Origin of the sequence: Halorhodospira sp. M38, assembly GCF_022227985.1 — a bacterium.
In the GTDB taxonomy this organism is placed as follows: Bacteria; Pseudomonadota; Gammaproteobacteria; order Nitrococcales; family Halorhodospiraceae; genus Halorhodospira; species Halorhodospira halophila_A.
Map to the genome: position 1 here is coordinate 1 of NZ_JAJNQP010000009.1, position 13,683 is coordinate 13,683.

General features: G+C 66.2%; 16 protein-coding genes. 13 read left to right on the plus strand and 3 right to left on the minus strand.

What is annotated here, in order from left to right; translation table 11 throughout:
• From LRA98_RS07110 to dnaA, 3 genes are all read right to left on the minus strand, one after another.
• Positions 1-423, minus strand: a 423-nt coding sequence (locus tag LRA98_RS07110) for an AAA family ATPase (RefSeq protein ID WP_238640828.1), incomplete at its 3' end; no start/stop codon positions are given.
• 5 nt (positions 424-428) lie between these two features.
• Positions 429-1,529 carry a DNA polymerase III subunit beta gene (gene dnaN / locus LRA98_RS07115; protein WP_238633368.1) on the minus strand — a complete coding sequence of 367 codons (1,101 nt, stop codon included), beginning with the start codon at positions 1,527-1,529 and terminating at the stop codon, positions 429-431.
• A 220-nt stretch (positions 1,530-1,749) separates the two neighbouring features.
• Positions 1,750-3,099 (minus strand): chromosomal replication initiator protein DnaA, encoded by a 1,350-nt coding sequence (gene dnaA, locus LRA98_RS07120; RefSeq protein ID WP_201170217.1) that lies wholly within the window; start codon positions 3,097-3,099, stop codon positions 1,750-1,752.
• 226 nt (positions 3,100-3,325) lie between these two features.
• Between dnaA and rpmH the strand changes: the two genes are divergently transcribed.
• From rpmH to LRA98_RS07185, 13 genes are all read left to right on the plus strand, one after another.
• Positions 3,326-3,466 (plus strand): 50S ribosomal protein L34, encoded by a 141-nt coding sequence (rpmH, locus tag LRA98_RS07125; RefSeq protein ID WP_011814026.1) that lies wholly within the window; start codon positions 3,326-3,328, stop codon positions 3,464-3,466.
• A 19-nt stretch (positions 3,467-3,485) separates the two neighbouring features.
• Positions 3,486-3,854 carry a ribonuclease P protein component gene (rnpA, locus tag LRA98_RS07130; RefSeq protein ID WP_201170220.1) on the plus strand — a complete coding sequence of 123 codons (369 nt, stop codon included), beginning with the start codon at positions 3,486-3,488 and terminating at the stop codon, positions 3,852-3,854.
• Positions 3,839-4,072, plus strand: coding sequence for a membrane protein insertion efficiency factor YidD (gene yidD / locus LRA98_RS07135; protein ID WP_238633370.1), 234 nt, complete (start codon positions 3,839-3,841; stop codon positions 4,070-4,072). The genes rnpA and yidD overlap by 16 nt, the downstream gene beginning before the upstream one ends.
• 6 nt (positions 4,073-4,078) lie before the next feature.
• The gene (gene yidC / locus LRA98_RS07140) at positions 4,079-5,731 is read left to right on the plus strand and encodes a membrane protein insertase YidC (protein WP_201242134.1); all 1,653 of its coding nucleotides are present in this window, start codon (positions 4,079-4,081) and stop codon (positions 5,729-5,731) included.
• Positions 5,689-7,098 (plus strand): tRNA uridine-5-carboxymethylaminomethyl(34) synthesis GTPase MnmE, encoded by a 1,410-nt coding sequence (mnmE, locus tag LRA98_RS07145; protein ID WP_274519888.1) that lies wholly within the window; start codon positions 5,689-5,691, stop codon positions 7,096-7,098. Before yidC ends, mnmE begins: the two co-directional genes overlap by 43 nt.
• Positions 7,099-7,210: 112 nt before the next feature.
• Positions 7,211-9,112, plus strand: coding sequence for a tRNA uridine-5-carboxymethylaminomethyl(34) synthesis enzyme MnmG (gene mnmG / locus LRA98_RS07150; protein WP_238633372.1), 1,902 nt, complete (start codon positions 7,211-7,213; stop codon positions 9,110-9,112).
• Complete coding sequence (gene rsmG, locus LRA98_RS07155) at positions 9,102-9,731, plus strand: 16S rRNA (guanine(527)-N(7))-methyltransferase RsmG (RefSeq protein ID WP_201242131.1); 630 nt, start codon at positions 9,102-9,104, stop codon at positions 9,729-9,731. The genes mnmG and rsmG overlap by 11 nt, the downstream gene beginning before the upstream one ends.
• 38 nt (positions 9,732-9,769) lie before the next feature.
• A complete protein-coding gene (locus tag LRA98_RS07160; RefSeq protein ID WP_201170236.1) occupies positions 9,770-10,564 on the plus strand; it encodes a ParA family protein in 795 nt (264 codons plus the stop codon).
• 38 nt (positions 10,565-10,602) lie between these two features.
• A complete protein-coding gene (locus tag LRA98_RS07165; RefSeq protein ID WP_201170239.1) occupies positions 10,603-11,496 on the plus strand; it encodes a ParB/RepB/Spo0J family partition protein in 894 nt (297 codons plus the stop codon).
• Between the two features lie 76 nt (positions 11,497-11,572).
• Entirely contained in the window at positions 11,573-11,995 is a 423-nt protein-coding gene (locus tag LRA98_RS07170; protein ID WP_201170242.1) for an ATP synthase subunit I, read from the plus strand.
• A gap of 39 nt (positions 11,996-12,034) precedes the next feature.
• On the plus strand, positions 12,035-12,835 hold the full coding sequence (gene atpB / locus LRA98_RS07175; RefSeq protein ID WP_201170245.1) for a F0F1 ATP synthase subunit A: 801 nt from the start codon (positions 12,035-12,037) through the stop codon (positions 12,833-12,835).
• Between the two features lie 40 nt (positions 12,836-12,875).
• Positions 12,876-13,163, plus strand: a complete 288-nt coding sequence (gene atpE, locus LRA98_RS07180; RefSeq protein WP_011815220.1) for a F0F1 ATP synthase subunit C — start codon at positions 12,876-12,878, stop codon at positions 13,161-13,163.
• A gap of 47 nt (positions 13,164-13,210) precedes the next feature.
• The gene (locus tag LRA98_RS07185) at positions 13,211-13,681 is read left to right on the plus strand and encodes a F0F1 ATP synthase subunit B (protein ID WP_201170247.1); all 471 of its coding nucleotides are present in this window, start codon (positions 13,211-13,213) and stop codon (positions 13,679-13,681) included.
• The last annotated feature ends 2 nt before the right edge of the window (positions 13,682-13,683 follow it).

A 13,683-nucleotide genomic window follows, 5' to 3' on the forward strand; every position in this document is an offset into this window, starting at 1 on the left:
GCGGTAGCCGGGCTCCAGGTGGAAGGTGCCCCAGTCGAGGAACTGGCGGCGGACCCGGGGTCCATCGAGCAGCAGGCGCTGGTGCTCGGTGTTGATCAGCTGCACCGGTAGGCGGGCTGCCAGCGCCGACCGGGTGCTGGCGTCGGCGCCGTTGAGACGCAGCCGGGTATGGCCGGGGGAGCGGGCCACCCCCAGGCGATCCTGGCCGCGGCCGGCGATGACCCGCGCCTCGTCCGCCCCCCAGCGGATCAACCGATCGCTCTGCCGGGTGCGGAAGGAACGAACCCGCGAGAGGAAGTAGATGGCCTCAAGCAGGCTGGTCTTTCCCGCGCCGTTGGGCCCGGTCACCACGTTGACGTGAGGGTGGGGCCGCAGCTGGGTCTCATCCAGATTGCGGAAGCCGTGGACCTCCAGGCGTTCCATTCAGCTCAGAGCCGCATCGGCATCACGACGTAGCGGGCGTTGTCCAGGCCCTCCCCGCGGATCAAGCCGCTGCTGCTGGCATCGGTCAGGGTGACCTGCACGCGTTCGGTGTCCAGGGCGCCGAGGGCGTCGAGGAGGTAGTTCGCGTTGAAACCGAGCTCCACGGCGTCACCGCCATAGTCGACGCTGACTTCCTCCTCGGCCTCTTCCTGTTCGGGATTGTGCGAACCGATGCGAAGGGTGTCGCCCTCCACCGCAAAGCGGATGCCCCGGTATTTCTCGTTGGAGAGGATGGCGACGCGGGTCAGGGCCTGACGCAGGTATTGGCGGTCGATCAGCACGTGCTTGTCGCCGTCCTGGGGGATCACCCGATTGTAGTCGGGGAAGACACCATCGATGAGCTTGGAGGTGAAGCGCACCGATTGGAGGGTGACGCGAACGTGGTTGGTGCCGAATTCCAGGGTGGCGGATTCATCAGCGTCATCGAGCAGGCGCAAGAGCTCCTGGACACCTTTGCGCGGCACGATGACCTGCCGAGGTTGGGAGACGCTCACCGGGCTGTCGCTCTCGGCCAGGGCGAGGCGGTGACCGTCGGTGGCCACCGCACGCGCGCCGCTGCCGGTGAGCTCGAGGAGCAGACCGTTGAGGTAGTAGCGGACGTCGTGCTGCGCCATGGAGAAATGGGTGCGCTCGATCAGTTTGCGCAGCTCCGTGCGTGGTATATCGACGGACTCGGTTTGGCCGATGGACTCTACCTCGGGGAATTCGTCGGCCGGCAGGGTGGCGAGGGAAAAACGGCTGCTGGCGGCACGAAGCGTAGCGCGATCCTGGTTCGTTTCGATGCTGATCGAGGCACCTTCCGGAAGATTACGGCATATATCCAGCCATTTCCGCGCAGGAAGAGTAATGACACCCTCGTCTTGGGTATGAGCCTCGAGGTAGGCGACGAGTTCCACCTCGAGGTCGGTGGCGGTCAGCTGGACCTGTTCCGGGCGTGCTTCGACCCGGATATTGCCGAGAACGGGCAGGGTCTGGCGGCGCTCGACGACCCCGACGATGGACTGGAGAGCGGCGAGCAGGGGTTCGCGTTGGACCTCGAAGCGCATGTTCGTCCTCGTTGGCTGTAATGACTGCTTAGGAAAAGAGAAAGCTTGTTGTTGTTATTGGCCCCGCGTCAACCTGTGGAAAGCGTTGATAAGGCACTGTCTGGGAAGGAACAAAGAGTTCACAACAAGTACCGGTGCCAGTGGTGTGCCACGTGTGGAAAACCTGGGGAGGAAAATGAGGCGGGAAAGCCTCCACGGGTTTTCCACAGCTTGCGCCCGGTTAAGTGCTCAGGGTTCTCAACAGGTTGTCGTAGTCCTCGGCGAGGCGTGCATCGTCCTCGATCAGCGATTTGATGTTGCGGCAGGCGTGGAGGACGGTGCTGTGGTCGCGACCGCCGAAGGCGTCGCCGATCTCGGGCAGTGAGTGGGAAGTCAGTTCCTTAGCCAGGACCATGGCCATGTGGCGGGGCCGCGTGATGGACCGGCTGCGACGCTTGGAGAGCAGATCGCCGACGCGGATCTTGTAGTAGGCCGCCACGGTCTTCTGGATGTTGTCGATGGTTACTAGCTTGTCCTGGAGCGCGAGGAGGTCGCGCAGGGCCTCCTTGGCGAAGTCGACATCGATGGCGCGGCCGGTGAACTGCGCATTGGCGGTGATGCGGCGCAGGGCGCCCTCAAGCTCGCGGACGTTCGAGCGCAGGCGTTTGGCAACAAAGAAGGCGACCTCATCGGGGAGGTCGACGCCGTCGCGGATGGCCTTGCTTTTGAGAATAGCGACGCGGGTTTCGAGTTCGGGTGGCTCAATGGCCACCGTGAGCCCCCAACCGAAACGGGACTTCAGACGCTCTTCGAGGCCGTTGACCTCCTTCGGGTAGCGATCGCAGGTCATGATCACCTGCTGCTCACTTTCGAGCAGGGCGTTGAAGGTGTGGAAGAACTCCTCCTGTGAGCGCTCCTTGCCTGCGAAAAACTGGATGTCGTCGATGAGCAGGGCATCCAGGTTGCGATAATGGCGCTTGAACTCGTTGATCGCATTGTGCTGGAGCGCCTTGACCATCTCGGCGACGAAGCGTTCCGAGTGCAGGTAGAGGACGCGGGCCTCGGGGCGGGCCGTGCGGATGGCGTTGCCGACGGCGTGCATTAGGTGGGTCTTGCCGAGACCGACCCCGCCGTAGAGGAAGAGGGGGTTGTAGGCGCCGCCCGGGTTGTCGGCGACCTGCATGCTGGCGGCACGGGCAAGCTGGTTCGACTTGCCCTCGACGAAGGAATCGAAGGTGAAGCCGGGGTTGAGATTGGAGTCGACGGGTCGCTGTCGCGGTTCGGAGCTGCGCTGCGTGGACGCCTGCGCCGTACCGCCGGTGCTGCCCTGGCGCTGTTCTGGCGTGGGCGGGGAGCCGATCTCAAGCTCCACGCGCAGCGCTTCACCGGGACGGATCTCGGCGAGGAGTTCGCCGATGCGCGCGGAGAAGTTGTCGCGCACCCAATCGAGGACGAAGCGGTTCGGCGCATAGAGGCGCAGGGCGTCGCCCTCGAGCTGCGCCTGCAGGGGTCGAATCCAGGTGTTGAGCTGCTGCTCGGGGATCTCGCGCTCTAGCTGCTGAAGGCACGCGCTCCAGACCGAGTCGTCCATCGTGACGGCTACCTCGTTGTTCCGGGTGGTGGGCCGGGAAGGCCGGGGGTTGTGGACGACACAGTCTAAATGGGGGTCCGGAGGTTATCCACAGGTTTCCCCGGTTTTCCACAGCAACGCGGTGCGTCGCTGTAGCAATTGACAGGCCCTTGATGGCGAAGTAGATTCGCGGCTCACTGGCCGGAGGACGGCCTCCCGATCCCTTTCTATGAACGAGTCGTGAACCATGAAACGCACGTATCAGCCGAGTAATATCAAGCGTAAGCGGACCCACGGGTTCCGCGCCCGCATGGCCACCCGGGGCGGTCGCCTCGTGCTCAAGCGCCGCCGCGCCAAGGGGCGCAAGCGTCTGACCCCGACGGCCTGATCCGGGTCCCTGCTTCCTCTTGTCGGTCGACGAGAGGTTCCCGCGGGCCGCACGGCTGCTCCAGCGTGCGGAGTTCGAGGGAGTGCTCCGAACCCCGGAGTGGCGGGCGTCGAACCGCTACTTCCGCATCAGCGCGCGGCAAAATGGGTGCGGGCGCCCGCGGCTGGGGCTGGCCGTGCCCAAACGGGTACTGCGCCGGGCCACACAACGGCACCGAGTCAAGCGGATCATCCGCGAAAGTTTCCGGGTCCGGCAGGCGGCTCTGCCGGACCGCGATTTTGTGGTTGGGGTGCGCGGTGCCGTCGCCGAGGCGGACAACGCGACCCTTTTCAGCGCGCTGGAGGAACTCTGGGCGCACGCGCGGGGGCGGCCATGCGATGGCTCCTGATCGGGGTGATTCGAACCTATCAGTATGTGGTGAGCCCGTTTCTGGGGCCGCGCTGCCGTTTCCTCCCGACCTGTTCTGAATACGCCGCAGAGGCGATCTCCCGTCACGGTCCGTGGCGCGGAGGTTGGCTGGCGGCGAAGCGTCTGGGCAAATGTCACCCGTGGCATCCGGGCGGGCTCGACCCCGTACCGGAGCGCACCGACCGTACGCGAGAGTAGATCCCCATGGAGAATCAACGCCTCATCCTCCTGATCGCCCTGGCCGGGATCAGCCTGCTGTTGTACTTCGCCTGGGAGCGGGAGCAGATGGAACCCGCGGAAACAGTGGTGGAGGAACAGGAGGTCGAAGTCGACGACGAGGCACCGGATGCACCGTCCCGGGCCGAGGAGCCCGACGCCGGGGACCCGATGGCGGAAGGGGTCGTGGATCCGGACGAGGAGGATGCCAAGCGGGTGCGGGTGAGGACCGATCTGGTTGAGGCGGAGATCAGCACCCGGGGCGGTGACATTCGGCAACTGGATCTGCTCAAGCACCAGAAGGCTTCGGACGACCCGACGCCGTACCGGCTGTTGCGCGATGAGGGTGAACCGTTGTTCGTCGCTCAGGCGGGGCTCGGCGGCGATGGACCTGTACCAGGCCGAGACGCCCGCTACGAGGTGGAGCAGGAGGCGTTCGAGCTCGGCGAGGGCGAGGACACCGTCGAGGTTCCGTTGGTCTGGGAGCAAGACGGCGTCAAGGTGCGCAAGGTCTACACCTTCCGGCGGGACAGCTACCTGGTGGATGTCCGCCACGAGGTCGAGAACAACGCCGAGGCGGACTGGAGCGGGTTCCAGTTCATCCAGCTGCGTCGGCGGCCGGATCCGCCGGGCACCACGCCGTGGTACATCCACAGCTTCACCGGGGGGTCGCTGTATACGCAGGAGGATCGCTTTAGCCGGATCTCCTTCAGCGACATGGAGGACTCGGACCTGTCGCGGGACGTGCGTGACGGGTGGGCGGCCATGCTCCAGCACTACTTCCTCGGGGTGATGATCCCGGAGCGTGGCGAGACGTACCGTTACTACACGCGGGCACTCCCGCAGGAGACGTACCTGCTCGGCATGTCTTCGCCGTGGCTGCAGCTCGAGGCGGGGGAAAGCGGTCAGAAGACGAACCGGCTGTTCATCGGCCCTAAGGAGCAGGACCGGCTTACGGCGGTGGGGTCGGCGCTGGAGGTCGACGACCTGCGTCTGACCGTGGATTACGGGTTCCTGACCATCCTCGCCAACCCGCTGTTCTGGGCGTTGGATCAGATCGAAAACCTGGTCAAGAACTGGGGCGTGGCGATCCTGATCCTGACGCTGTTGATTAAGATCGCCTTCTATAAGCTCTCTGCGATCAGCTATCGCTCGATGGCGAAGATGCGCAAGGTTCAGCCGAAGATGCAACAGATCCGGGAGCGTTACTCGGATGATCGGCAGCAGATGAACCAAGCGCTGATGGAGCTCTACAAGAAGGAGAAGATCAACCCGCTGGGCGGCTGCCTGCCGATCCTGGTGCAGATCCCGGTGTTTATCGCCCTGTACTGGGTCCTGGTCGAGAGTGTCGAGCTGCGGCACGCGCCGTTCATGCTCTGGATCCAGGATCTGTCCAGCCGCGATCCCTACTTCATCCTGCCGTTGCTGATGGGCGCGAGCATGCTGGTGCAGATGAAGCTGAACCCGCCGCCGATGGATCCGATCCAGAAGCGGGTGATGCAGGTCCTGCCCTTCGTGTTCACCGGCTTCTTCATGCTGTTCCCGGCGGGACTGGTACTCTACTGGCTGACCAACAACATCCTGTCGATCGCACAGCAATGGTACATACTGCGTCAGGTGGAGAAATCCGACACAGCGTAGACGACGGCCGGCAGGCCGACACGATCTGTGCGATGGCGACCCCGCCCGGGCAGGGCGGGGTCGCTGTCGTTCGGGTATCCGGTCGGCGGGCACTGGCGGTCGCGGAAGCGGTGGCCGGTCCGCTGCCGGCGGCGCGGGAGGCGGCACTGCGGCGCTTTCGGGATGCGGCCGGGGAAGTGCTCGATCAAGGGCTGGTTCTGGTTTTCAAGGCGCCGGCGTCGTATACCGGGGAGGACGTGGTGGAGCTGCAGGGCCACGGGAGCCCTGCGGCGGTGGGAGCGATCCTCGGGGCGCTCTGCGCGGCGGGAGCGCGTCCGGCTGGGCCCGGGGAGTTCTCGGAGCGCGCCTTCCTCAATGGTCGGCTGGATCTGACGCAGGCCGAGGCGGTGGCGTCTTTGGTCGAGGCGGAGACGGACAGCGCTCGTCGGGCGGCGCTGCGCGCTCTTTCCGGCGCTTTCGGGCAGCGGGTGGATCGGCTTGGGGAGCGCATGCTCGAGCTGCGGGCGCATGTGGAAGCCTTCCTGGATTTCCCGGACGACGAGGACGTGCCGGCCGATCCGCCGGAGCTCGGCAGAGAGGTTCGGGGTTTGCTGGGGGAGCTTGAGGAGATTCGGCGGCGTGCATCGGCAGGGGTCCGACTCGGCGATGGAATGCGGGTGGTGCTCATTGGGCCGCCGAACGCTGGGAAATCGAGCTTGCTGAACGGGCTGAGCGGGGAGGAGGCGGCGATTGTCTCGGGTCGCGCGGGCACCACGCGGGATGTGGTGCGGCAGCGGGCGGTGATCGGGGCGAGGCGGGCGGAGCTGCTGGATACGGCCGGATTACGGCGTGCCGAGGAGCAGGACGAAATCGAGGCTGAAGGCGCCCGGCGTGCACGGGCGGCTGCAGCGGAGGCGGATCTGCTTTTAGTGGTTGTGGAGGCCGGTGGGGCGCTCGACGGGGAGCTGCGAGAGCGGCTGGAGGCGCAGGCGCCCGGGCCGGCGGTTGTGGTCTGGAACAAGATCGACGAGACCGGGGAGGCACCCGGGTGGGAAGAGGGTGGCGCACTCGGTGGGCACGTGTCGGTGGCGCGGGTCAGTGCGCGGACCGGGGCTGGCATGGAGGCGTTTCGCGACGGTCTGGAGTCGCTGGTGGCCGGCGAGGCTGGGGACGACGCCTGGGCGGCGCGGCAGCGTCATTTGGATGCGCTGGATCGGGCCGCCGGAGAACTCGAAGAGGCGCTGGGGGCAGCGACGCGGGGCGGTGAGGAAGAGCTGGTCGCGGAGGCCTTGCGTCGGGCGCAGAGCTCGCTGGGCGAGATTACAGGCTGCGTCAGCCACGAAGCACTACTGGATCGGATCTTCTCCGGGTTCTGCATCGGCAAGTAGTTCCACGTGGAACACTCCGGTTTTGGGGAGGGGAGCCCAGTCGGGGGGTGTGCACTGTTCCACGTGGAACATCCCCCTTGAGGGTTCTGCCCCGGCGGCCCAAAATCCCCGCATGAACACCAACCGCTACGATGTCATCGTTATAGGCGGCGGCCATGCCGGCACCGAGGCCGCCGCTGCGGCCGCCCGTCTGGGGCGTTCGACCCTGCTGATCACGCACAATCTTGAGACTATTGGTGCGCTCTCCTGCAACCCCGCCATCGGCGGGATCGGTAAGGGGCACCTGGTGCGTGAGATTGATGCCCTTGGCGGCGTCATGGGGCGCCTTGCCGACGCCTCGGCTATCCACGCGCGCGTGCTGAACCAGCGCAAGGGCCCAGCGGTTCGTGCGACCCGCATCCAAGCGGACCGACCGACGTACGCCCGTGCCGCTCGACAGGCACTCGACGTCCTTCCCAGCCTCGCGCTCTTTCAGGATGCTGCCGACGAGCTGCTGATCGAGGGTGATCGCTGTTGCGGCGTACGGACCGAAAGCGGTGCCCGCTTCCATGCCCCAGCAGTGGTCATCACGGCCGGAACCTTCCTGGCCGGACGGATCCACATCGGGGCCTCCCGCCACAGCGCGGGGCGTGCCGGCGATCCGGCGGCCGATCAGTTGGCGGCATCGTTGCGCGATCTCGGTCTGCCGGTTCAGCGGCTGAAGACCGGCACCCCGCCGCGCATCGACCGCCGCAGCGTCGCGGTTGACCGTTTAGACGCCCAACACGGGGACAACCCGCGCCCACTGTTCTCGCCGTTCTGTCCGCCGGAGCGCCCGCTCCCCGAGGCGGCTTGCCTGATCAGCTGGACGACCCCCGAGACCCACCGCATCATCCGTGATGCGCTCGACGAGTCGCCGATGTACAGCGGTGCCATCCAGTCCTCTGGGCCGCGCTACTGTCCGTCCATCGAGGACAAGGTGGTACGTTTCGCCGATCGCGATCACCATCAGGTGTTCCTCGAGCCCGAGGGGCTCCACGCCACTGAGCTCTACCCCAATGGCGTCTCCACCGGGCTGCCATTTGCCGTTCAGGAGGCCCTGATCCGCAGCATGCCGGGCCTCGAGCAGGCACAAATCACCCGCCCCGGCTACGCCATCGAGTACGACTATCTCGACCCCCGCGGACTGACCCCTTGGCTGGAAAGTGCCACCGTCGGCGGGCTCTATCTGGCTGGGCAGATCAACGGCACCACCGGCTACGAGGAGGCCGCCGCCCAGGGACTGATCGCCGGACTCAACGCAGCCCGTGTACCCGCCGGCGAGGATCCTTGGTTCCCGACGCGGGATGAGGCTTATATCGGCGTGCTGATCGACGATCTGGTCACCACCGGCGTCACCGAGCCGTACCGAATGTTCACCAGCCGTGCCGAGCACCGACTGCGTCTGCGTGATGACAACGCCGAGGACCGCTTGACGGAGATCGGCCGCGGCCTGGGCTCGGTCGGAGAGGCGCAGTGGGCCGGCTTCGCGCGCTACCGGGATGCGCTGGAGAGCGAGCGCCAGCGCCTGCAGGCGACGCGTGTTCAGCCGGGGGGGCTCTCCGCTGCGCAGGAGGAGCGTCTGGGCGCACGTCTTCGGCGCGATCAGAGCCTCTACGACCTTCTGCGCCGCCCCGAACTCTCGTACGACGATGTCCGCTTCATCGGCGCCCTGGAGACCGACCGGCCAACAGAGCGTGCCGTGCGGCAGCTGGAGATCGAGGCGCGCTACGACGGCTACGTGGAACGGCAGGACCTGGAAAACCAGCGCCACCAGCGCTATTCGAGCGTCCGTATCCCGGACGCCCTGGACTATGGGGCCATCGATGGCCTCTCGACCGAGGTGCGCGAGCGGCTGACCCGTATGCGCCCAACAACGGTGGGGCAGGCCGCACGCCTGCCCGGCGTGACCCCTGCTGCCATCTCGCTGCTGCTCATTCATCTACGCCGCCGCGGGTGGCTGCGGGCTGTCAGTGAGGATGAAGATGCCGCGTAACCACCTGAATGCGCGCCTTGAGGAGCTCGATATCGACCTCGATGGCCCTGCCCGGCAGCGCCTCGAGGCGTACCTGTCCCTGCTCATGCGCTGGAATCGCGCGTACAATCTCACCGCTGCGCGGGATACCGGGACGCTCATCGATCGCCACCTGCTCGACAGCCTGGTGGTGCGGCACCATCTCCCGCCCGGCGCCCTGGCGGATGTCGGCAGTGGCGCAGGGTTCCCCGGTCTCGCTCTGGCCCTGGTGGAGCCCGAACGGCCGGTCACCCTGATCGACAGCAACGGCAAGAAGACGCGCTTCCTCCGTCAATGCGCCACCGAACTGGGTCTGAGCCACGTCCAGGTCCGTCAGGCGCGCATGGAATCGTTCGACCAGCGCACCTTTGCGGTCGTCACCGCACGTGCCGTTGCCCCACTGGTCAGACTGATCGAGGGAACACGGTGCCTGCTCGCGCCGGGCGGGGCGTTGCTCGCCCTCAAGGGCGAGCGCATCGAGGAAGAGTTGGCCGAGCTTCCCGGCGAGGTTGCCGCGGAGCTCGAGGTTCACGAGTTGCCGGCCATCGCCGGTCAGGGGCGCGCCCGACTCGTCATCCGCCGCGCGCCCGTTCAACCCTGACCCCGGCCTGGCCGGGAGCCGAAACGCAGGAGAGTGTCATGGGTCGGATCATCGCAATCACCAATCAGAAGGGCGGCGTCGGCAAGACCACCACCTGCGTCAACCTGGCCGCCTCGCTGGCCGCCAACCGCAAGCGCGTCCTGCTCATCGACCTGGATCCGCAGGGCAACGCCACCGTCGGCTCGGGGCTGGATCGCCGCGCGATTGCCCCGACCGCCTACGAGGTCCTGGCCGAGCAGGCGGCTGTCTCCGAGGCGATCCATGCCATCGAGGGCGCCGGCTTTGACGTCCTGCCCGCGAACGGAGACCTGACCGCCGCCGAGGTCGAGTTGCTGGAGGCGGACCGGCGTGAACAGCGACTCAGTCGTCAGCTCCGCGCCGTCACCGAGGACTACGACTACATCCTCATCGACTGTCCGCCCTCGCTGAATATCCTCACCCTGAACGCCCTGGTGGCCGCTCACGGGGTTCTGATCCCGATCCAGTGCGAGTACTTCGCCCTCGAGGGATTGACTGCGCTGCTCGATACCGTCCGCGGAGTCCAGGCCAGCGCCAACCCGAGCCTCGCCATCGACGGGCTGCTGCGTACCATGTATGACGCCCGCAATAACCTGGCCAATCAGGTCGGTGAGCAGCTCGCCGCCCACTTCGAGGCGCAGCTCTATCGCACCATGATCCCGCGCAACGTGCGCCTCGCCGAAGCGCCCAGCCACGGATTACCGGCCCTTGCTTACGATCGCGCCTCGCGCGGCGCCCTGGCGTATATGGCCCTGGCCACCGAGATGGAACGCCGCCACCGCAGCGGCCAGGCGGCCACGGCCGCCTCCGCCTGATCGACTCACCGCACGCAACCCGAGGAGAGAGCAGACGTATGTCGAACAAGAAGCGTGGTCTCGGCCGCGGCCTGGATGCCCTGCTCGGTGCCGAGCCCGGTGCCGTCGCCGCCGGCCAGCCGGTGGATGGCGGCGAGCTTCATGACCTGCCCGTGGATCTGCTGGAGCGTGGCCCCCATCAGCCGCGGCGCCACTTTGACGATCAGGCCCTGCAGGAGCTGGCCGATTCCATCCGCGCCCAGGGCGTCGTCCAGCCGCTGGTGGTGCGCCCCACCGAGGCCGGCCGCTATCAGATCGTCGCAGGTGAGCGCCGCTGGCGCGCCGCTCAACGCGCCGGTATCGACCACGTGCCGGCGCTGGTCCGCGACATCCCCGACGAGGCCGCCATTGCCGTCGGTCTGATCGAGAACCTCCAGCGCGAAGACCTCAACCCGCTGGAGGCCGCCGGTGCCCTGCAGCGGCTGATCCACGAGTTCGGCCTCTCCCATCAGAAGACCGCCGAGGCGGTGGGGCGCTCCCGTACCGCGGTAACGAACCTGCTGCGGCTGCTCGAACTGAATGAGGATGTACAGCGATTGGTCAGCGAGGGCCGCCTCGAAGCCGGGCACGCCAAGGCCCTGGCCGGACTGACGGGCACCGCGCAGAGCGAGGCGGCCGCCCGCGTAGCCCGCGATCAGCTGACCGTGCGCCAGACGGAATCCCTGGTCCGCCGCTACCAGAAGGCCGCCGCGGCGCCCTCGGAGAGCGAACAGGAGCAGGGCGGTGATGCCCGGCGCCTCGACCCGGATGTCGAGCGACTGCGCGATACGCTCGCCGATCGGTTGGGGGCGCCGGTGGACATCCAGCACAGCCGCCGCCAGGGCAAGGGCCGGCTGGTCATCCGTTACAGCAGCCTCGAGGAACTCGACGGCATCCTCGGACGTATCCGTTGAGTAAGGGAGCCTGATTTGACCCCCCTGATGCCGCCGTTTAGACTCCGCCACTTATCGATGCCGTAGGGCGTAAAGCGTGGAAGTGAGCGAAGCCCTCAATCAGGATTACGAGCCACAGGGCATGTGGCGCAGCCGCCGCCCGGCGTTACGGGTGGTTATCGCTGTCCTGCTGACCCAAGCCGGCGTTGGCACCATAGCCACTGGCCTCTGGCTCCTGGACGGTGGTTGGTCGGCCATCGCCGCGGCCTGCGGTGCCGCGATCGCCATCGTCCCCTCGGCCTACTACGCGGCCCACGTCTTTTCCAAGGCGCCGGGGACGGCGCCCCGGCAAGTGCTCAGGGCTTTTTACATCGGAGAAGTCGTGAAGTTGATTCTCACGGCGGTGCTCTTTATTATCGCGCTCCGATGGTTAAGCGGGCACTTTCTGCCGCTGATAACAACGTACGCAGCCGCCCTAGGCACCTACTGGTTCTTCTTCTTGGGGGCCCTCCGTACCTAGCGCATCCGCGCGGTACCAAACCGGGGAGCAACGTTTGCCATGAGCGCCGACAGCGAGTTCGACGCGACGGACTACATCCAGCACCACCTCACCAACCTTCGCCTGGACCTGACCGAGGGTACGATCGACTCCGGGGCCACCGGCTTCTGGACGCTCCATATCGATACCCTGATCATGTCGTTCGGTCTCGGCGCGTTGTTCTGCTACGTCTTCTGGCTGGCCGCCCGCCAGGCCACGCCGGGCGTACCGGGTGGGCTGCAGAACTTCGTCGAAGCCATGATCGAGTTCATCGACAAGACGGTGAAGGAGACCTTCCACGCGAAGAGCAAGGTCATCGCGCCGCTGGCGCTGACCATCTTTTGCTGGGTCTTCCTCTCCAACCTGATGGACCTCGTGCCGATCGACATGGTGCCGAGCATCATGATGGCCGTGGGGGTGGACTACTGGAAGATCCTTCCCAGTGTCGACCTGAATTTCACCTTCGGCCTGTCCCTGAGCGTGCTGGCGCTGATCATCATCTACGGCGTGATGGGCCAGGGTGTCGGTGGCTGGCTCAAGAGCTGGGTCACCCATCCCCTGGGCCCGTGGCTGGCTCCGGCCAACCTGATCCTCAACGTCGTGGAGTTCATCGCCAAGCCGGTGTCGCTCTCCCTGCGACTGTTCGGCAACCTCTACGCCGCAGAGCTGGTCTTCATCCTGATCTCTCTGCTCCCGTGGTGGATCCAGTGGGCGCTCGGCACGCCCTGGGCGATCTTCCACATCCTGGTCGTGCCGCTGCAGGCCTTCATCTTCATGATGCTCACCGTGGTCTATCTGGCCATGGCGTATGAAGAACATTAAACTGCCCCACTTTCGATACTGAGAATCCGGGAGGAATCACATGGAACTCGCAGAGCTCATTGCTAACGTCCAGGGGCTGACCGCCCTGACCGTGGGCATCCTGATCGCCGGCGGCGCCATCGGCACCGGTATCGGCTTCGGCCTCCTCGGCGGCAAGTTCCTCGAGGGCGTCGCCCGTCAGCCCGAGATGGCCCCGATGCTGCAGGTTCGCATGTTCCTGGTCGCCGGCCTGCTCGACGCCGTCGCCATGATCGGCGTTGGTATCGCGCTGTTCTTCACCTTCGCCAACCCGTTCCTGGGTGCTGTCGAGGCCGCCGCCGGCGCGTAAACACACGCCGGCGCTTTTAAGCCGCCAGCTCGATCGGAGGTGAAACCGTGAACTTTGGTGCCACGTTCTGGGGGCCGATGATCAGCTTCGCGCTGTTCGTCTGGTTCACCATGAAATTCGTCTGGCCGCCGATCCAACAGGCGCTTGCCGACCGGCAGAAGCAGATTGCCGACGGCCTCGCCGCCGGTGAACGCGGCAAGGAGGAGCTGGAGAAGGCTCAGGCCGAGGTCGACGCCATGCTGCGGGACGCCCGCGAGCAGGCCAGCCAGATCATCAACCAGGCCAACAAGCGTCAGGCCGAGATGATCGAAGAGGCGCGGGCCGAGGCCCGCACCGAGGCCGACCGGATCCTGGCCTCCGCCCGTGAGGAGATCGATCAGGAGATCCAGCGGGCCCGCGAGGACCTGCGCAAGCAGGTCTCAACCATCGCCGTGCAGGCGAGCAGCCAGATCCTGAAGCGCGAGGTGGACGCCAAGGCGCACAAGGATCTGATCGACGATCTGGCGACGCAAATCTAGGG

What these genes read in the sequence shown, in the direction of transcription:
- LRA98_RS07165 (WP_201170239.1), top strand. Translation starts at nt 10,603, where the DNA reads ATGTCGAACAAGAAGCGTGGTCTCGGCCGCGGCCTGGATGCCCTGCTC.
- atpE (WP_011815220.1), top strand. Translation starts at nt 12,876, where the DNA reads ATGGAACTCGCAGAGCTCATTGCTAACGTCCAGGGGCTGACCGCCCTG.
- LRA98_RS07160 (WP_201170236.1), top strand. Translation starts at nt 9,770, where the DNA reads ATGGGTCGGATCATCGCAATCACCAATCAGAAGGGCGGCGTCGGCAAG.
- mnmE (WP_274519888.1), top strand. Translation starts at nt 5,689, where the DNA reads ATGGTACATACTGCGTCAGGTGGAGAAATCCGACACAGCGTAGACGAC.
- dnaN (WP_238633368.1), bottom strand. Translation starts at nt 1,529, where the DNA reads ATGCGCTTCGAGGTCCAACGCGAACCCCTGCTCGCCGCTCTCCAGTCC.
- atpB (WP_201170245.1), top strand. Translation starts at nt 12,035, where the DNA reads ATGAGCGCCGACAGCGAGTTCGACGCGACGGACTACATCCAGCACCAC.
- rsmG (WP_201242131.1), top strand. Translation starts at nt 9,102, where the DNA reads ATGCCGCGTAACCACCTGAATGCGCGCCTTGAGGAGCTCGATATCGAC.
- mnmG (WP_238633372.1), top strand. Translation starts at nt 7,211, where the DNA reads ATGAACACCAACCGCTACGATGTCATCGTTATAGGCGGCGGCCATGCC.
- rpmH (WP_011814026.1), top strand. Translation starts at nt 3,326, where the DNA reads ATGAAACGCACGTATCAGCCGAGTAATATCAAGCGTAAGCGGACCCAC.
- dnaA (WP_201170217.1), bottom strand. Translation starts at nt 3,099, where the DNA reads ATGGACGACTCGGTCTGGAGCGCGTGCCTTCAGCAGCTAGAGCGCGAG.
- yidD (WP_238633370.1), top strand. Translation starts at nt 3,839, where the DNA reads ATGCGATGGCTCCTGATCGGGGTGATTCGAACCTATCAGTATGTGGTG.
- yidC (WP_201242134.1), top strand. Translation starts at nt 4,079, where the DNA reads ATGGAGAATCAACGCCTCATCCTCCTGATCGCCCTGGCCGGGATCAGC.